General features: G+C 70.9%; 13 protein-coding genes. 9 read left to right on the top strand and 4 right to left on the bottom strand.

All coding sequences use genetic code 11. The annotated features are described in order from the left end of the window. Nucleotides 1-67: 67 nt before the first annotated feature. Nucleotides 68-1,672: an FAD-binding oxidoreductase gene (locus ACIGWZ_RS04010; RefSeq protein ID WP_400060517.1), complete on the top strand. Its 1,605-nt coding sequence runs from the start codon at nucleotides 68-70 to the stop codon at nucleotides 1,670-1,672. Nucleotides 1,673-2,209: 537 nt separating this feature from the next. Here the strand turns inward: ACIGWZ_RS04010 and ACIGWZ_RS04005 are convergent. Further along, nucleotides 2,210-2,743 (bottom strand): DUF4232 domain-containing protein, encoded by a 534-nt coding sequence (locus ACIGWZ_RS04005; protein WP_400060515.1) that lies wholly within the window; start codon nucleotides 2,741-2,743, stop codon nucleotides 2,210-2,212. A 446-nt stretch (nucleotides 2,744-3,189) separates the two neighbouring features. Here ACIGWZ_RS04005 and ACIGWZ_RS04000 point away from each other — a divergent pair, with 446 nt between their 5' ends. Beyond that, entirely contained in the window at nucleotides 3,190-3,624 is a 435-nt protein-coding gene (locus ACIGWZ_RS04000) for an ester cyclase (RefSeq protein WP_400060512.1), read from the top strand. A 309-nt stretch (nucleotides 3,625-3,933) separates the two neighbouring features. On the opposite strand, the gene ACIGWZ_RS03995 is transcribed toward ACIGWZ_RS04000, so the two are convergent. Then, nucleotides 3,934-4,659: a TetR/AcrR family transcriptional regulator gene (locus ACIGWZ_RS03995; RefSeq protein WP_400060511.1), complete on the bottom strand. Its 726-nt coding sequence runs from the start codon at nucleotides 4,657-4,659 to the stop codon at nucleotides 3,934-3,936. Between the two features lie 139 nt (nucleotides 4,660-4,798). Between ACIGWZ_RS03995 and ACIGWZ_RS03990 the strand changes: the two genes are divergently transcribed. The 4 genes from ACIGWZ_RS03990 (at nucleotide 4,799) to ACIGWZ_RS03975 (ending at nucleotide 9,824) form a co-directional block, all read left to right on the top strand. After that, nucleotides 4,799-6,253 (top strand): serine hydrolase domain-containing protein, encoded by a 1,455-nt coding sequence (locus ACIGWZ_RS03990; RefSeq protein ID WP_400060509.1) that lies wholly within the window; start codon nucleotides 4,799-4,801, stop codon nucleotides 6,251-6,253. A 174-nt stretch (nucleotides 6,254-6,427) separates the two neighbouring features. After that, nucleotides 6,428-6,787 carry a hypothetical protein gene (locus ACIGWZ_RS03985; protein WP_400060507.1) on the top strand — a complete coding sequence of 120 codons (360 nt, stop codon included), beginning with the start codon at nucleotides 6,428-6,430 and terminating at the stop codon, nucleotides 6,785-6,787. An 818-nt stretch (nucleotides 6,788-7,605) separates the two neighbouring features. Further along, nucleotides 7,606-8,760, top strand: coding sequence for an ABC transporter substrate-binding protein (locus ACIGWZ_RS03980; RefSeq protein WP_400060506.1), 1,155 nt, complete (start codon nucleotides 7,606-7,608; stop codon nucleotides 8,758-8,760). A gap of 413 nt (nucleotides 8,761-9,173) precedes the next feature. Further along, on the top strand, nucleotides 9,174-9,824 hold the full coding sequence (locus tag ACIGWZ_RS03975; RefSeq protein ID WP_400060504.1) for an alpha/beta fold hydrolase: 651 nt from the start codon (nucleotides 9,174-9,176) through the stop codon (nucleotides 9,822-9,824). Between the two features lie 126 nt (nucleotides 9,825-9,950). Here ACIGWZ_RS03975 and ACIGWZ_RS03970 read toward each other — a convergent pair whose 3' ends face one another. Continuing rightward, entirely contained in the window at nucleotides 9,951-10,220 is a 270-nt protein-coding gene (locus tag ACIGWZ_RS03970; RefSeq protein ID WP_400060502.1) for a hypothetical protein, read from the bottom strand. Nucleotides 10,221-10,253: 33 nt separating this feature from the next. After that, entirely contained in the window at nucleotides 10,254-10,574 is a 321-nt protein-coding gene (locus ACIGWZ_RS03965) for a hypothetical protein (protein WP_400060500.1), read from the bottom strand. A 750-nt stretch (nucleotides 10,575-11,324) separates the two neighbouring features. On the opposite strand from ACIGWZ_RS03965, the gene ACIGWZ_RS03960 reads away from it, so the two are divergent. From ACIGWZ_RS03960 to ACIGWZ_RS03950, 3 genes are all read left to right on the top strand, one after another. Then, nucleotides 11,325-16,019, top strand: a complete 4,695-nt coding sequence (locus tag ACIGWZ_RS03960; protein ID WP_400060499.1) for a hypothetical protein — start codon at nucleotides 11,325-11,327, stop codon at nucleotides 16,017-16,019. Nucleotides 16,020-16,104: 85 nt separating this feature from the next. Continuing rightward, the gene (locus tag ACIGWZ_RS03955; protein ID WP_400060497.1) at nucleotides 16,105-16,470 is read left to right on the top strand and encodes a DUF1330 domain-containing protein; all 366 of its coding nucleotides are present in this window, start codon (nucleotides 16,105-16,107) and stop codon (nucleotides 16,468-16,470) included. A 1,060-nt stretch (nucleotides 16,471-17,530) separates the two neighbouring features. Next, entirely contained in the window at nucleotides 17,531-18,523 is a 993-nt protein-coding gene (locus tag ACIGWZ_RS03950; protein WP_400060495.1) for a hypothetical protein, read from the top strand. The last annotated feature ends 26 nt before the right edge of the window (nucleotides 18,524-18,549 follow it).

Below are 18,549 nucleotides of genomic sequence, written 5' to 3'. Positions count from 1 at the left end.
GGATATTACCTTAGGGTAATTTTCCGTTGGGTAAATTGCTTGCCCGGACCTCGCTGGGAGCACACTCATGCCTGCTGTCCCGTCCCGCCCCGGTACCTCCCGCACCCGCTCCTGGTGGGGCTGGGGCTACGCCGATGCCCACCCCGACGACGCCGAATGCACCGCCATGGGCGCCCTGTTGCCGGGCACCCTGGCCCGCCCGCTGCCGATACCCCGGATCGCCGACCTGACCGTCGCCCGCCCCGCCGTGGCACCCCCGGCCGCACTGGCGCACCTGGTCACCGCCGATCCCGAAGCGCGCGCCGCGCACGCCATGGGCAAGGCCTACCGCGACGTCATCCGGGCCCTGCGCGGCCGCCCCGGCCGGATCCCCGACCTGGTCGCCCGGCCGACCGACGGCCAGGAGGTCGCCGACCTGCTGGACTGGGCCGGCGGGCACGGCGTGGCCGTCATCCCCTTCGGCGGCGGCTCCTCGGTGGTCGGCGGCGTGGAGTACCGCGGCGACGCCCACCGCGCCGTGCTGTCGCTCGACCTGACCTCGATGGACCGGGTCCTGGAGATCGACGCTGTCAGCCGCTCGGCCCGCATCCAGGCCGGCGCGCTCGGTCCCGTGCTGGAAGAGCAGTTGCGGCCCCACGGCCTCACCCTGCGCCACTTCCCGCAGAGCTTCGAGTTCTCCACCCTCGGCGGCTGGCTGGCCACCCGGGCCGGAGGCCACTACGCCACCGGCCGCACCCACATCGACGACTTCGTGCAAAGCCTGGACGTGGTCACGCCCGCCGGAGCCGGCACGTCCTGGCGCCTGCCCGCATCCGGTGCCGGACCGTCACCCGACCGCCTGTTCCTGGGCTCCGAAGGCGCCCTCGGCGTCATCACCGAGGCGTGGATGCGCCTGCAGGAACGCCCGCGGTACAAGGCCTCGGCGTCCGTGGCCTTCGCCGACTTCCACCAGGCGCTGGACGCCGTGCGTGCCCTCGCCGGGTCCGACCTCGCCCCGGCCAACTGCCGCCTGCTCGATTCCGGCGAGGCACTGCTCTCCGGCGCCTCGCACGACGGCTCCGCCGTCCTGGTCCTGGGCTTCGAATCCGCCACCGCCCGCGTCGACGACCGCCTCACGAGCGCCCTGGACCTGGCCCGCGCCCACGGCGGCCGCGCCGGGGCGCCGAGGACGGACCGCGACGCCCCGGCCGACGCGGCCGTGCGCGCCTGGCGCTCGACGTTCCTGCGCATGCCCTATCTGCGCGACGGCCTGGCCCGCATGGGCGCCGTCGTCGAGACCTTCGAGACCGCCGCCACCTGGGACACGATTCCCGCCCTGATCGACGCCGTTCGCACCCAGGTCGGCGCCGCCGCCCTGAAGGCCACCGGTCACCCGGCCACCGTCAACTGCCGCCTGACCCACGTCTACCCCGACGGCGCCGCCCCCTACTTCACCGTGGCCGTCGCCGGCCGACCCGGCGACGAGGTCGAGGTCTGGGACGACATCAAAGCCGCCGCAACCGACGTCCTGCACCGCCACCGCGCAACCATCACCCACCACCACGCCGTCGGCCGCGACCACCGCCCCGGCTACGACCTCCAGCGCCCGAAACCCTTCGCGCTGGCACTGCACGCCGCCAAGAACGCCCTGGACCCCCATCGCATCCTCAACCCGGGCGTTCTGATCGACTGAGGCGTCGTTGCAGTTGAGGTGACCGACAGCGTCCAGGCGTGAGAGGGCGCAGCGCCTGGCCCCGACCGGTTGCCCGAGCTGTCCGGGCGGGTGCCGCCAAAGGCTCCGGTAGGAAATGCCCGCCCGACAGACTTCTGCCACACCCTTCAGCCCAGGCGCGTGGGGCGGTATGCGGGATACGGGCAGGGCAGCGCCGGATCCGGCAGGTCGGTACCGGTGGCCCCGGGTGGGTTCGGCCGGCTCACTGAGCGGATCCGCCTGCGCGGCCCGGCCACCTCGGGCTCCCGGTGCGTACCCCTGCCGGCCCCGGCCTCCCTCCGCCCGGCCGACTGGGACTGCTCCAGCCGGCGCCACACCACACGCTCCGAAACACCCACCGTTTCAGCGACCGCACGCACATGCCAGTCGACAACTCCCCCGCCTGCCGCCGCTCCAGCAAACGACGCACCACCAACACCCACGGCAGCACAGCCCCGTCCCGGCCGGACCACCGTCACCGACTCTCACCACCACCGTCACCGAACCGGGAGATCACACTCAGCGCGTCGCGCCCCGGAGCGCCGCATCCGCCTTCGCCCAGGACGGCTGCCACCACGTGGTCACCGGCTCCCACACCCGCACGCCCTGGGGCAGCCCGAGGACGTCGGCGCTGATCGTGCGGCCGCGGTGGGAGGGGTCGGCGGCCACAGTCACGAAGTCCACGACCCGCATCTGCGCACCGCCGGCCGGGTCGGCCGTGCGCACCGCGGCGTGGGCCGTGCCGCCCACGGCGAGACGGTAGGGGGCGCTCCCGGCGGGCGGCACCGGCTGCGCCGCGCCGTCCAGGGTCCCGAACGTGACCGTCGGGATCCGGTCGACGACACAGGAGCCGGCCCCCCTGTTGGTGACCTTGAGGTGCAGTACGCCAGGCCGCTGGGCCGCGGCCGCGGACACCCGCACCGCGGACTCTTTGCAGGTCGGTACCGGTGCCGCAGATCCCGTCGCCGCACCCGCCGCAGGAGCGAGCGCGGCAAGGGCGGCAGTGGCGGCAGCGGCGGCAGTCGGTGCCGCGAGAAACAATCGAGCGCGCATGAGCGGATTTCCCCTGTTCTTGGCCTGTGCTGTTCTTGGCCTGTGCTGGTCTGGTCTGTGCTGTTCCTGGCCAGTGGTGGTGCACGCCGTGACAACAGCCGAGGCGAGCGGCCACCTACCACCAGCGATGACCGGCGAGAGCGCCAACTGGTTGCACGAAGAAGCCCGTTCGGCGGCATCCGGCGCGGGCATCACGGCTACGCACCCCAGGCGGCGCTCTCCCCCACCTGGCCGGCGCACGCATCTCCGACGCGCAGCGGCTGCCGGCCGTGTCCGCGCGCGGTGGCGCCGAAGCCTTCGAACGGCACCACCAGGCCCGGTACGGCACCGCACCGCACGGCACGGCACGGCACCGAGGCCGTCGTCCACGCGTCGCGTCACACTTTCGGCGGCTGTGTCGTCCTACTGCGGGGACACCGTCCAGCACAGAGCAGAAGAGAGACCGCATGTCTGCAGCCCGGGCAACACACAACACAGCCACGCTCAAGCGTTTCCACTCCGCCGTGAACAGCGGCGATGCGGAGATCATCTCGAGGGCCATCGACGAGTGCGTCGCACAGGATGTGCTCTTCCAGGCGCCCCTACCGATGGGCGCGACGGGAGCGCAGGCCCTGAAGCGGGTGTGGGAGGTACTCCTGCGCGCATTCCCCGACATCCACGTCGCCGTCGAGGAGACGATCGCCCAGGGCGACAAGGTCGTCTCCAGGAATACGGTGACCGGGACCCACCAGGGCGAGTACCAGGGTCTGCCGCCCACCGGAAAGGCCGTCACCTACAACGAGATCTTCATCTTCCGCTTCGCCGGCGGGCGGATCGTCGAGATCCGAGGCGTCGTCGACGTCCTCGCGCAGCTGCGTCAGCTCGGCGCCCTCCCGTCCTGACCAGGCCCACCGTCGTGACCAGGCCCACGCGCTCGCCCTCGCCCACGCCCACATCCACGTCCACGCGTGGCCCACGCGGGCCGTGCCGCTCCGGCAGATCCCGTCAGGCCGTGCCGGTGCGCAACTTCCGCACGATCGCGTTGAGCGCGGTGCGGTCGTCCAACCGCTTCCTTCCGGCCCCGCACGGGCTCGGGCAGCAGCGGCCGGACCAACTCCCGCTCAGCACCGTGCAGTTCATTGCGGGCTGTCACTCCGCCGCGTTCCGCCACCCGAGATTTTTTGACGACACCCCTGGTACTGCTGCCGCAATCAGGGTGTGAGCCGGGCCGCCAGGCCATCGAGGACGCGCTCGAGCCCGTAGGCGAAGTTGTCATCGCGGATCCGCTGCGGGTGCACGTCCTGCCGGGCGGAGCTTCCCGCACGCAGCCGCGGGTGCTCCCGTGCGGCCTCGTCGAAGGCCGGCCGCAGGTCCGCCACCCACTCCTGCTCGGTCTTGCCGCTGCGGGCGATCAGTGAGAGGTACGCGGCCTCAGAGGTCGCGATCCCGATGACGTACGCCATGAGTGTGCCCATGGCCTGGTCCATCTCGTCCGCACCGAAGCCCGCCGCCTCGAACTGCGCAAGCAGTGCCGACGACATCCGCATGGCGTTCGGGCCGATGTGGACGAGGCCGACCTGGCCCAGTTCGGGGGCGATCCACGGGTGGCGCAGGGTCATCGCCCGCAGCTCGGTGGCGGTGCGGGTGACGGCCGCCCGCCACCGGGCGGCGTCGACGGCGGCCGGCAGGTCCGGTTCGCCGTAGACGTCGTCCACGACCAGCTCGATCAGCTCGTCCTTGCTGGCCACGTGCCGGTAGAGGGAGGTGGCCGCCGTACCCAGGCGGGTGCCGAGCTTGCGCATGCTGAGCTCCTCGACGCCCTCCGCATCCAGGAGGCGGATCGCTTCGGCGACGATCTGCTCGCGGGTCAGGTGTTCCCGCCGCCCCGGGCGCGTCCGGGTCCACACCGAGGCGGTCGGCTTCTGGTCGGCTGGCATGCGGCCCTCGTCTCTGCTTGTCCCACGGCCCTCGTCCCCACCACGTTAGCGCACGCTGTACGCACCTTGCGTACAGCGTTACTTCATGCGTACAGTGTTCGCATCGAGAGAACGCCGTACGCAAGGGGTGGGAGCTGACATGTCGGAGAACGTGAGCTGGGACGCGCAGGGCAACTGGGAAGCCAAGGGAGACTGGGGGGCCAGGGACTCGACGGGCAGGAAACTGGACCTCATCCACTGGCAGAACCGCCTCGACGCGCTGCGCGCCAAGCACCACGTCCCGGCCGCCTCCCTCGCGGTCCTCGTAAACGGCACCGTCCACGAGCTGGCCAGCGGCGTCCTCCACCGCGGCACGGGCGTGACGGCGACGACCGACTCGGTCTACCAGATGGGCTCGATCGCCAAGGTCTACACCGCCACCCTGATCATGCGGCTCGTCGAATCGGGCCGACTGGACCTGGACGCGCCGGTCGTGGAGGTGCTGCCGGAGTTCTCGGTCGCCGACCCCGAGGCCACCAGGGCGATCACCACGCGCCAGCTGCTCAGCCACACAAGCGGCCTCACCTGCGACTTCACCTACGACAGCGGGCGCGGCGACGACTGCCTGGCCAAGTACGTCGAGGCCGCGAAGGACGTGGCGCTCGACTGCCCGCCCGGCACCGCGATCTCCTACAGCGGCATCGCGTACAACGTGCTCGGCCGGATCGTCGAGGTGGTGACGGGCCAGGTCTGGGACGAGGCCCTGAAGGACCTGCTCCTGACCCCGCTCGGCCTCACGCACACGATGACGCTTCCCGAGGAGGCGCTGCGCTTCCGTGCGGCGATGGGGCACCTGGGCGAGGCGGGCCAGGACCCGGACCCGGCACCCTCGTGGGATTTGATGCCGCGCTCGGCCGGCCCCTACGGCAGGGTCATCGCCACGGCCGGGGACGTCGCGCGGCTCGCGCAGATGCATCTCAACGGCGGCGTGGCGCGAGACGGCACGCGCGTGCTGCGCGAGGAGACGGTCGCGCTGATGCAGCAGCGCGTGGTCGACTCCCCCGACAAGTGGACCGTCAGCGCGGACGGCTGGGGCCTGGGCTGGACCCTGTACGACTGGAACGGCGTCCAGGGATACGGGCACGACGGCGCCTCGATCGGGCAGTACGGCTATCTGCGCGTGGTGCCGTCGGCGGGCGTCGCGGTCGTGCTCCTCACCAACGGCGGCGGTGCGCGCGAACTGTACGCGGCGCTCTACCGGGAACTCCTGGCCGAGCTGGCCGGGGTGACGATGCCGGAGCCCTTCGCCCCGCCGGCCCAGCCGCCCGTGGTCGACTTCACGCCGTACACCGGCATCTACCGGCGCGAGGGCGTGGTCATCACCGTGACCGAGCGGGACGGAGCGGGCCACGCGGTGTACGAATTCGTCGACGGTATGAAGGACTTCTCCGAGCCCCTGGAAATAGACCTGATACCGGTGACGGAGACGGTCTTCGCGGGTACCGGGGTGGGCGCGGCGTTCAGCGAGGACTACATGCCCGTGGTCTTCTCCACACTGCAGGACGGCACGGCCTGCATCTACATCGGCATGCGCTGCGGCCCCAAGGTCGCCTAGCAGCGCAGGCCGCCTCCGGGGCCGCGGCCTGCGGCCTGCCTCCCGTGCCGCCGGCCCCGGACGGTCCGGCACCGGCCCCGGACCGTTTGCCCCCGGACCCGGACCGTTTGCCCCCGAAGCCGGACCGGACCATATCCCGTCGACCCACCTCACACAGACCGCTACGGTGCAGACATGATCGAGGCCCTCCCCTTCGAGGTGGCCGACGTGCTCGACGCCCTGCTCAGCAGCGACGACCCGGTGCACGCCGCGCTCCGCGCCCAGATACCCCACCTGCGCATCCTGGGACGCTGCACCTGCGGGTGCGGCACCACCTACTTCGACCTCGACACGAACGCGGTCCAGCCCGCCCCCTCCGGACCGGGCACAGTCGTGGCAGCCGAAGCCCCGATCCTCGCCCACAACGGCGACTGCCCCGGCGAAGTCCTGGCCTTCGCCGCGGCAGGCTATCTGTCATGGCTGGAGGTCTGCTCCTGGACCGACGACGACATCAAGGTCACCCTGGCCATGGCCCAGCAGTCACTACGCCGCTGATGCCCGCCGTATCCGAGGACCAGGCCCTCGCCGTCGCCGTCACCGTCATCCCCGTACAGCCGCTGCGTCGCGGGCGGGCACCCGGGCCGGGCACCCGCGCTCGATGCGCTCGACGGTGGGGCAGTCCAGCCCGCGTACACGGCCCGCTCCAGCAGCACCTGCCCGCCATCCGGGCCGCATACCACAGGAGGCACAACACCGGTGTGCCGGGCGGGAGTTGGAGCCGTACGGAGCCTTCTCCGGCGCCGCGGGGCGGCATGGGGGACGACAGCACGTGTCCGGACGCCGCGCGGCCCAGCGCATGCGGCCCGCTGCACGAAACCGCACAGTCCGGTCGAGGTCTGACTGCGGTAGGCCGGCGGACCGTGCCGCGCGAGACACCGCAGCGGGGCACGAATGCAGGCCGCGGGTCCGGTCCGCGCAGAGAGCGGGAGCGGGGGCGGGGAGCGGGGGCGGGGAGCAGGGAGCAGGCTGCCCGCGGCGCAGTCCTCGTCCTCGCGGCCAATCGCCCGCCGCGGCGCTTCGGCGATCCGCTCGTGCCGTGCCGCCGCGCGCCTCCTCTCCCCCGCGGATTTGTGCGCAGAGTGTGCAGCGCGGCCGGCTGGACGAGGGACCGCGCCAACCCCTGCGAGCTGCGATTGTGAGGGAAACTAGGCCATTAGTTTAATCTTTGTTCACCTGTTGGACACTATCTGTGGGCCTACTGAGGCCCGACTTGTTCAGACAAGCCGCCGGACAAGTGCCACCCCCCACGTGCATCCCCTGTGTGGCCCCGCATGAATCCCCTCAACCCCTCAGTGCGTACCCCTGGAGAGACCGTGACCGTGTTCCCGCCGAGGACCGCCGTCCTCACCGGCGTCCTCACCGGCGCCGCCGCCCTCGCCCTCAGTGCCTGTGGCGCGGGCTCCGACACCTCGACCGGCCCCGACGGCAAGAGCGCGGCCACCGCAACCACCGCCAAGGCCGTCGGCGGCATCGGCGCCCTCGCCAAAGCGGCCAAGAAGGAGGGCACGCTGCATGCGGTGGCCCTGCCCCGCGACTGGGCCAACTACGGCGCTCTGATCGACGGCTTCGAGAAGAAGTACGGCATCAAGGTCCAGGTCGAGAACCCCAACGGCGCCAGCCAGGACGAGATCAACGCAGTCACCTCACGCAAGGGCAAGGACAGCGCGCCCGACGTCCTGGACCTCGGCAGCTCCTTCGCACAGAACGCCGCCCAGGAGGGACTGCTCGCGCCGTACATGGTCACGGGTTACGCCGGCATACCCGATGCCCAGAAGGACTCGATCGCCCGCTGGGCAAACGACTACGGCGGCTACATCTCCTTCGGCTGCGACGCCAAGCGTGTCCAGACCTGCCCGACCAGCTTCAAGGACCTGCTCAAGCCCCAGTACAAGGGGCAGGTCGCACTCAACGGCAGCCCCACCAAGTCGGGTTCGGCCTTCGGCGCCGTGTACGCCGCCGCCCTCGCCAACGGCGGCTCCTTCGACTACATCCAGCCCGGCATAGACTTCTTCGCCGAACTCAAGAAGAACGGCAACTACACCCCCGTCGAATCCACCCCCGCCACCATCGAAAAGGGCCAGACGCCGATCAGCATCGACTGGGACTACCTCAACGCCGGCTACACCGACAAATTCAAGTCCAAAGGCCTCGACTGGAAGGTCGCCGTCCCCACCGACGGCAAGTTCTCCCAGTACTACTCACAAGCCATCAACATCGACGCACCGCACCCCGCAGCCGCACGCCTGTGGCAGGAATACCTCTTCAGCCCTGAAGGCCAAAACCTCAGGCTCAAGGGATATGCCCGCCCCGCCCTCATGAACGCCATGAGGAAAGCCGGCACCCTCGACAAAACCGCGGCAGCGAAACTGCCGAAGGTCTCCGGCACACCGAAGTTCCCCACCGAATCCCAGCAGAGCAGCGCCCAATCCTTCATCGCCCCGAACTGGGACGACGCCGTCTCCCGATAAACACAACACACCACAGCCCACCTGACACCCTCCACCCCCACTTGCCCACGCAGGGCGAAGCCCCGGCTGCGGCTGCCGCACCACCCGCAGCCGGGGCCGCTCACTCCTGTCACCTGTCACCTGCCACCTGCCACCTGCCACCTGGCTTTGGCCACACTGCCGGCCAACAAGATCAAGGCCGCCCTGGCCGCGAAAAACGTCGGCGGACCCGGCCGTAAATTTGATGCCCGGACGGTCGCCGAAGCCGACGGGCCTGCGCACAACGGGCGGCACACGGACACCTCCCTTGTCGGCATCAGTGACGGGGGCGTCTTCCTGAGCTGTGGCGCATGGAGAACTTGAGAATTGGGCCAGGCGGCCCGCAGCGGGAACCCGAGTTAGTGCGCTGCGGAGGCGAGGCGAAGGCGGGTGCGGTGTTGGTCCTGCCGGGCGGATTCATCCGCAGCCGCGGCCGGTACTGGCGATTCGTTGAAATCGAGCTGCGCAACCTCTTCCCCTTGCTGACCGGGGAGGGCGACGGCCCGGCCGTCCACCTGCTGCGCTACCGCTGCCGCGGCTGGAACGGCCGACGTGCCGACACCGCCGTCGATGCCCGCTGGGCGCTGGAAATGATCGGGGAGCTGCATGGGGAGGTGCCCATCGCGGTGGTCGGCAACTCCCTGGGCGGCCGTGCCGCCTTCCGGGTAGCCGGCCATCCGCGCGTCACCACCGTGGTCGGCGTGGCACCCTGGCTGCCCGACCAGGAAGAAGTCGAGCATCTGGCCGGGCGACGGGTGCTGATGGTCCACGGAGAGCGTGATCGCAGCGGCGCAAGCGCCCGCCGCTCCCTCGCCTACGCCCGGCGCGCTCGATCGGTCGTTCCCGACCTGGCCCGCCTGGAGGCTCCCGGCGAGGGGCGCTACCTGCTGCGTCGCTCCGCCGATGTCTGGGCCACGACGGCCTGCTTCGTCCACGACGCCCTGGGCATCGCCGCCCCGCCCCCGCCACTGGCCGAGGCCCTGAAACGGGCTCGCGATGGCGACCTGCGCACCCCCCTCCCCTCACTCCGGCCCGCCGGAACCTGAGGGATCCATAGCCGAAGGGAGGGTCAGGCCCGCGTCACCAGGACAGCCCGACGGCCGGGAACAGTCCTGCTGTTCCCGGCCGTCGGAGCGGGCAGGACCCGCGGCGGCTACCGCCCCAGGCAGGTCTCACCGCACCCGGAAGTAGTCCTGCCAGGCGTCATAGAGCGCCTGCCTGACGGCTTGATCAGCCTGTTGCGCCGCCTGATTGAACGTGCCGGTCACGCCGTAGTAGTAATAGGCGCCGTCGTTCGTCGCCATGTGGTCCTCTGCGGAGTTGTCCACGTGGCGACTGAAATGGATGTTCGCGAATGCGTTGACGGCGGTGCACACGTAATACACCCAGTTTCCCGTCAGATTTTCCATGGCGTTCGTGGGACGCCAGTCCTGCATCGGCATTACGATCCCCCTCTTCCCGGACCCGACCGCGGATCAGACCGCGGACAGGCTGATGTCACCCGTGCCGCTGACCGTCATCTGGTAGTCCTGCGGGCTGTGCTCGACATTGGCGAGGACGAACTCCCCCCTGCCGTCGTCCCACTCGCCCTTCACCTTCCAGTCGTCGTCCCAGATGATGCAGCGGCCCCGTCCGGTCTGGACGCTCAGCGGCTTCTCCTTGTGCTGCGAGATCCACGCATACGCGTCGCTGTGCGACCTCGGGCTCACGGACTGGCTGTCTCCGGCGTGCTCTTCATTGAGGAAAGAGACGAAAGAATTCGACTGGTTGTCGCAGCCTTTGATTCCGGTGGTCATGCGGATCTTCCTCCCCTTGAGTCGGGGTCCCCGTGCCGCGCAGGCCCAAGCCTTTACGGACTTTCCTTTTCTGCGGGTTCCCCTGTGAAATGCGTGTGTTCGGTGCGCTCGATGCCCTGTGTGGGCCCCGTGATCACCTGGTGTGCTCAAGAAGCTTCGCTCCCTGGCCTAACGTTGCGCTGCCGCCTCACTGCCGCCTCGCTGGCGCCTCACTGCCGCCTCACTGCCGCCCACTCGAGCCCGCGCTTCACGTACGCCGCAACAGGTTCCTCGTCCACGTCCACATCCACGTCCACAGAGCAAAGAAACCGCAGGTCAAAAGCGATGGCGACCACAGGTCACAAGCCACCGGTCGCGCCGGATGAGGGTGCCGGCGAGGACGATCGCGGCAAGGCAGCGGCCGGGGTGTGTGTCGCAGCGGGTGGCGATATCACCCCTATTGTTCCATCCGGTGGAAGCGGGCCGATCTCACAGAAGCCCGACACAGGTCACGCAGGAACCCGGCATAGCTACACAATGCGCTCCAAGGCCATTGGCACCCGCGTCCTCCCACGCGCCCGCCCCACCATCGGCCACAGCGCTCAACTCTTATGCACCTTCAGGGAATTCCGAACCCTGACGAACCCGAACCCTGACGAACCCGAACCCTGACGAACCCTCCGGGAGAACGGTCCGCGCCTGTGTGATGGGGTGTTCCCGTCGGCCCCCGTGCAAAGACGACGCACACGACAGACGCAAGGGACACGATCGGTGACACCAGGCGCAGTGACCCGCTACGACCGCAACGGCGCCCAGCTGCTCGCCCTGTTGCTCGCCGGGGCCGCCCCCGGCGATGCCGGGCGGATCCGCCGCCGGCTGGGCGAAGAGGAGCCCCGCTACCTCACCTGGGTGCCCGTCCCCGCACAGGCCCGCGCGAAGGCGGCCGGCGACCCCGACGTGTACGTACGGCGAGCCCTGGCCCGGGCCGGAGATCTCACCGCCGACGACCTGGCCGCGCTGCTCGACCGCCCCGACCCGGTCGTCGATCAATGCGTCTACGAGCACGCAGAGGCCCGCCCGTGGATGCGCCGCCTCATCCTCTCCCCCGGGCGGCACCCCGAGCCCACCGCCCTCGCCGCCCTGCTGACCCGTATCCGCGCCACCACCCAGGAGCCGCCGGCACTCCCCCGTTTCGTGGGTGCGGCCGTGGTGAGCGAAGTACCCGAGCTGGCCGAGCACGCCCTGCGCACCTGCGGCCGCGCGCTGACCACAGCCGAGCAGCTGCGTGCCGTACTCGGGCTGTTCCCGCATCCCGACCGGCTCCGCGCGCTGCTCACCCCCACGACCGGCCCCGCCCTCCTGCACCCCACTGTTGCCGCCATCGCCCACAGCGCACTCGACACCGACAGCGACGGCGACACCGGCGGTGCCCGGCTGCGCGCCGCGGTGGCCACCGCCGAGGGACCCGAGGGCATGGTGGCCGGACTGCACGCGGGCGAAGCCGAATGGGCCTGGCGCCGCACCCTCGACTGGGACGCCCTCGTGAAGGCTCATCAGTGCACGCCGCTGCCGGAGCCGGTCATACGCGTCCTCGCCGCCCACCCCGGCTGTCCCGAGCAGCTGCTCGCCGACCTGTACCGCACCCACCCCGCCGCCGTCGCCGAGGCCGCACCCCCCTGTCCGGCCCTGCTGCGCGCCGCCGTCCGCACGCCCGGCCACCCCGAACTCCGCAAGATCGCCGCGAGGCTGGGCCCCTGCGGCGACCACACGGACCTCAGCGCACTCGTCCTCGACACCGTCACCCCCGCACGCACAGCGGCCCAGGCTCTGCTCGAACTCGGCCCCTCCCCCGCGTCCCTGCGCATCCTCCTCCACCGCCGGCTCGGCGCCGATCCGCGGCGCTGGGCCACCCTGCGCACCTCCCTGTCCCGGTACAAGGGCACCCTCACCGACCTCCTGGCCCACATCGCCGACGGCACGGTGCCCGAGCCCGCCCCCTCGGTCACACCGCCCGCCCTGACCAAGCCCTACCGGTTCCTGCTGTACGCCGCCGAACCCGACGATCTGCGCGGGCTGCTCCCGCATCTGCCCGACGAGCTGCTGCACGCCCTGCTCGGCAAGGGCTCACTGCCGGAACACGCCCTCGACACCGCGCTCGCGGCATCCGACCCCCGCGCGCGGGCCGCCATCGGCAGCAACGCCACCCTCGGCATTCGGGATCTGCGCCGGCTGACCGACTGCGACGAACCGACGGTCAACGCCGCCGTCTACCGCAACCAGAAGGCCACCCTCTCCCTGCGCCGCGCGATCGCCTCGGGCGTTCCCCGCACCCCGGGCCGCACCGAGCTCGTCCACCTCGACGCCGAGCTGCGCACCGAACTCCTCGCCACCGACGACCGGTTCCGTCGCAGCCCACTGATCACGAGCGGTGACCCCGAACTGGTCCTGCACTCCTGGGGCTCGGGGGGATGGTGGGCGAGCGACGGAGCGCGCCACTTCTCGGTGGTCCGGGTGTGGGAACGCGGCGGCCCGCCCGCCGTGCGCCGGCTCCTTGCTCTGGTCCCCGACGTCGACCCGCGCTCAATCCTCGCCAAAGCGGCCGCCGCGCTGGAGCACCCCGACGGCCTGGACCGGTTCCGCGACGGGCTCGAGCCCTACGAAGACCCCGAAGCGCTACCCCGGGTCCTGGCCACCCCGCGCGGACGCAACGCCACCCGCCGACTGATGCGGGAGATCGTTCACGAGCCGTACGCGTACGACTTCCCGCGCCTGATCGCCGCCCACCACGAGCACACCTTCGAGCCCGAGCCCATCGAGGAACTCCTGCGCCACGAGGACGTCGACGAGGCGATCCGCCGGGCGCTCACCAATCGCGCAAGCACCCTCGACTCCGAGCCGACCGATCCGACCGATCCGACCGATCCGACCGATCCGACCGATCCGACCGATCCGACCGATCCGACCGATCCGACCGATCCGACCGATCCGACCGATCATCTGCGTGTTACACCGTACGACGCCAACCTGCACCGCTGGTTCGTCGAAACCGTCGAGCAGGGCCTGCTGGGACCCGAGCGGCTCGTCGACACCGCCCGGCCGGCCGCGGCGGCACTCGCCCACCTCGGCCATTTCGGCGAGCGGGCACGCCGGCCCGCCGTCGACCTCGTACGCGAGCATCTGGCCGGTCACCCGGAAGCGTGGGTCATCGCGCTCAGCCTGCTCAAAACCTTCGCCGGCTCACTCGCCGAACTGATCACCACAGCCGCGAACGTGGCCGGGCCGCGGCCCGACGCCGACGAGCTGACCCGCCTCGACGCGCACGCCCACGCCATGCACACCCCGGACCCCGCCGCGGCCCCCGCACCCGCGCTCACCTACGCCGAGCGAAAGGAGCAGCAGCGGATCCTCGACCCGGACGCGGCGCTGGCCTCGGCACACCTGCTCCGCACGCTCGTCGCGGGCGCGCCACTGCCCACCGAGCCCTCTGTGCTCGACGTCCTCGCCGCTGCGCACCCGAGCGAATTCCCTGGGCTCTCCCATCCGGAGTGGCTCGTGGAGGCGTGCGACCGGCACGCTTCGCCCGACACCCGACGGCGCCTCGCCGAGAAGACCGGCCGGCCCGCGAAACCTGACCTGTTGGCCTGTCGGCAGGGGATCGTCGCACCCAGCGAGATGGTCGCCCGGATGACCGCACGCGAGATGTCCCCACTGCCGAGAGACTGGTTCACCCGCGACAGGCCGGCCGAGGCCGCAGTGCATGCCGCGCGCCGGCTCGTCGCCGACCGGCTCGGCACCGACCCCGAGCGGTGGCTGCGCGCGCTCGCCGCCATGGACACCGACCGGGCCGAGCGGCCTTTCGTCGAGCTGCTCGAGCACGGCAGCGCGGACGCGGTCCTTACCGTGCTCACTCCGGCAGGCGCCGGACTCCTGCTTCACGCGGGCGCCGACGCCCTCGCGGCCGTACTGCCGCGGCTGGACGCGCAGGCCACGCTCACCCTCATCGAGCGCGCCTGTGCGACCAACCACCTGCCCGACGCCCTCCTGGAGCATCTGTTCACCCACGACGACCGCACCGCGCTGCTCGCCCTGGCGCGAAGCTCTCGCCACCGGGACCTGAATCTGCGGCTCCTGGCGGTCGACGACCCCGCGATCAACGCGACGCTGTACGGGGACATCTACAGCAGCAGCTCGACCGTCGAGATCCGCCGGATCATCCTCTCCCGCCGGCCACAGGGCCGCACCGCCCACGGCCCGGACGATCTCCTCCCGCTCGCCCCACACCTGCGCGAACGGCTGCTCACACGGCCCTACTTCGACAAGCGGACGGCGAAGCACCACCGCGTTCTGGTCGAAGCGGCCGACCCCGAACTCGTGGAGCACGCGCTCGCCTCGTGGGGCAAGCGCGTTCCGCTTCCCGACCACCTCCTGGCCGCGCGCAACGCGCTGCGCCACGGCGGCCCCGACCGACTCCGCTCGCTGATCGACCGCGGCCTGCTCAGCGCGGGCGCCGCCAAGATCGCAACGAAGGCGCTGTCCGCGCCCGACGCGGACGCGGTCCTCACCGCCCGTCTCGACAAGGAACTGAGCACCGAGCGCCTCGTCGCCAAGCTCCGCACCTGTGGGGAGTACGAACACGAGGAGATCCTGGACCTTCCCTACACCCGCGACTGGGACGTCCTGATCCGGGCCCACGCACAGGATCCGTTCCGCTCGCGGGTATGGGGCACCATCGCCCGGCTGCCCGACGCACCGGACGAGCTCGCGCCGGCGGCCTTCGCGTACTGGTCCTGCTTCATCGACCGCACCCTGACCGACCGCGGCTCCCACTGGGCCCGTGCGGCCATCGCAAACATCCCGAACCTCTCGCTCCGGCGACAGGAGTGGGCCGCCGTCCTCGACGCCCTTCTCGAACGGGGTCTGCTCTCCGGCAAAGACATCATCCACAGCGGCGCCATGGCCAACCGCATGCTCCACTACCTCGCCGAAGCCTCCGTCCGCCAGGAAGTCCCCACCGCCCTCCAAGCCGCCGTCCAGGACGCCACGAGCGAACTGGCCGCCCTGGCCGGGAAGCTCCTGGGCACGGACAACGACGCCTGGCAACGCCTCTTCGCCGCCCTGACCGGCAAGGACCCCTACTGGCCCCTGCCCGACTCCCGCACGACCCCCCGCCGCCCTCCTCCACCACGCATCCCGAACACCCCTGGTCCACCACGGCCCCTGACATCCCGCATACCGAAAAACCCGAACTCAGGAGACGACCGGAACCACCCGCCCCCACCCGACGCCCCATCCCGCAGCCGGCCGGCAACAGCACAGCCGGCCGGCCGGCCGGGATGGCCGTGGACTCTCCTCATCCGGAACGCGGGTCTGTCCAGCACAGTGCTGGCGAGGACCGGTGCGCGCGGCCGTGCCCGGATCCTGTGGGCCGGCCCGGCACATTGGTCACGGCGGGCGATTACCTCATAGGTAATCGCCGTGCGCTGACGCTCATGATTACGTTCGGAGCGTCGTCCCGCACGGGGACGCAGACGAGCCGGCAAAGGAACCCGACGTGTCCGCTTATGGCTTCGCGCATCTGCACAGCCGCCGTCATCACCCCGACATTTTGGAATACTTGGAGCGGATCCAGGCCACCCTCGCCCCCTTCCATGGACGCTTCGTCATCCACGGTCCGCCGGCCGAGGTGGTGGAGGGCACCTGGCCCGGCAGCATGGTGCTGATCGAGTTCCCCGACCTGACCGAGGCTCGTGCCTGGTATGCGTCCCCCGCATACCAGGAGATCCTGCGGCTTCGGACCGATCACATCGAGGGAGACCTGCTGCTGATCGAGGGCGTCGGGCCGCAGTACGACCCTCGCGAGCGGGCAGCGAAGCTTCGGGCGGAGGCGGGGCGGCCGGGCGGTGACGCCGAGGCGTGATCCGAACAAAACGGCCCAGTGACCCGAGTCGGAGATTCGGTGGCAGCAGGCGGCGATTTCGTCGAAAATCTCGTCGGCTGTCTTCGTCCGGACAGCGGCCCGGGGTGTTCGTTCCAGTCGACCGACCACGCCCGCATGCCGCGTTCGAGAACCCGGACGGAGCGGTGGTGCACGCGCGCCCGTACAGCCGTACCCGGAACCGGATGACGAGCACGAGAGAGTCGTGCTCGGCGCGCAGCACGACGTCTTCGGGGCCGTGGGGTGGAGTCGGTCACGGCAGGAGTGGTCGCGAGCGGGGATTCCACAAGAGCTTCGCCAACTGTGCAAGAAACACGGGCCGTTGATCGTTCTGCGGCGTCCGCGCAGTTCCGGATCCAAGGGAACCGGGACCGGTCGGCGGGCGTTGTTCTCTATGCACCCTGTGAGGGAGAGGTATGCACCCTGTGAGGGAGAGGGGAGCTGCTCACATGGGACGCCGAGAGACACACGCACAGGGACTTCTCTTACGCATCGCCGCTGCCGCTGGAGCGCTCATCGTCGCGACGGGTTGCGCGCACGGAGGTTCCGGCGGATCCGGCTCCGTACGGCCTGCGCCGTCCTCCAGTGCCTCCTCAACGGCGGGTGGGGCGGCGGGTGGCGCGGAGTCCGGCGGGGCGCTGGGGGGCACGTCGGGCGACGATTCCTCCGGGGGTGGTACGCAGGGGGATGCCCCCACCAGCGGCGGCACCGGCCATGGCGGACCCGGTTACGGCGGGGATCCGGTGCCGCCGGTCGACAAACCGTCCAAGGGGCACGGCAGACCACCGGCGGGCGGCGGTGTGGACCCGACAGGCGGCGGCGACGGTGGCAGCGGAGACGTGGGTGGCGAGCCCAGCGAGCCCAGCAGCAACGGCGGACCGGACGATGGGACCAGCACGCCCCCCAACGGTGGATCAGGCGGCGGGGAATGTCCGCCTTCTGACGGCTCGCCGTCACCGTCCGAGTCGCCCGGCACAACGGGTCCGGCCTCCCCGGAGGGCACCCCTTCGCCGAGCGCGACCTGTCCGTCCCCGTCCGGCACATGAGCGGCACCCCGGCGCACCCGTCCCCATCCTCCGCGCCGCCCGCGGAGCCGTCCGCACCGGCCGGTGAGCAGCGTACGGCGGCCGGCCTCCTCGGCATCGTCGTCGCCCAGGCATCCTTCCTCGTGGCTGTCATGTACTTCCTCGGTGCGGTCTATCTGACGGCCTTCTACAGCTACTTCCGTCTGGACTCCTTCAGCCTCGGCTTCGGTTTCGCGGAGATGGCGATCCAGAGCCTGAACGTCGTGACCGCCCCGCTGGCGATCGTCTGCGTCCTCGCCGTCCTGATAGCCCGGCACCTGGCCACGTCTCCCACCCCCGCCACGCCGTCGGACACCGACGAGGAGGGATTCCAGGAACGCCTGATACGTGGATTGGTGCGCGCCCTACGAGCCGTCGCCCGGGCACACCTCTACGTCGTCGGATCCGGGCTGGCCCTCCTGATCGCCTGGCCCTGGCTCGGCGTGTTCAGATGGGCGGCCCCGCTCCTGCTGGGAGTCGGCATACTCCTCGGCCAGAGCCCATGGGCCGCAAGCCGGGTCACCGACGGCGACCTTGCAGCCCCGCAGACCACATCCCCGCAGGCCGCAGCCCCGCCCATCGCCGTTGCGTCCCGGACATGGAGCCGGGCGGTGCCGGTCTTCACAGCCGGCCTGCTGGTGACGTGGGGGCTCAGCCTGGCCACCGGCACACTGGGCGAGCAGGAGGCCCGGGAGGCCGCCGCCAACCTCATACGCCGCCCCGCCGTCGTCCTCCTGAGCACCGACCGCCTCAGCCTGGCCGGACCCGGACTGGAGGTGACGGACCTCGGCGCCAAGAACCACTACCGATACCGCTACACCGGCCTTCGCCGCCTCATCGAACGCAACGGCCGCTACTACCTCCTCCCCCTCGGCTGGACTCACCGAACGGGCCCCACGTACGTCATCCAGGACGGCGGCAACCTCCGCGTCGAACTCTTCCCCGGCACCCAGGAAGACCGTGAGGCCTAGTGCATGCACGACCAGACGATCCCGCG

Origin of the sequence: Streptomyces sp. NPDC053427 (assembly GCF_044544985.1) — a bacterium.
Lineage (GTDB): Bacteria > Actinomycetota > Actinomycetes > Streptomycetales > Streptomycetaceae > Streptomyces.
The sequence above is the reverse complement of the archived record's forward strand: the minus strand, read 5'-3'. Positions and strand labels throughout refer to the sequence as shown.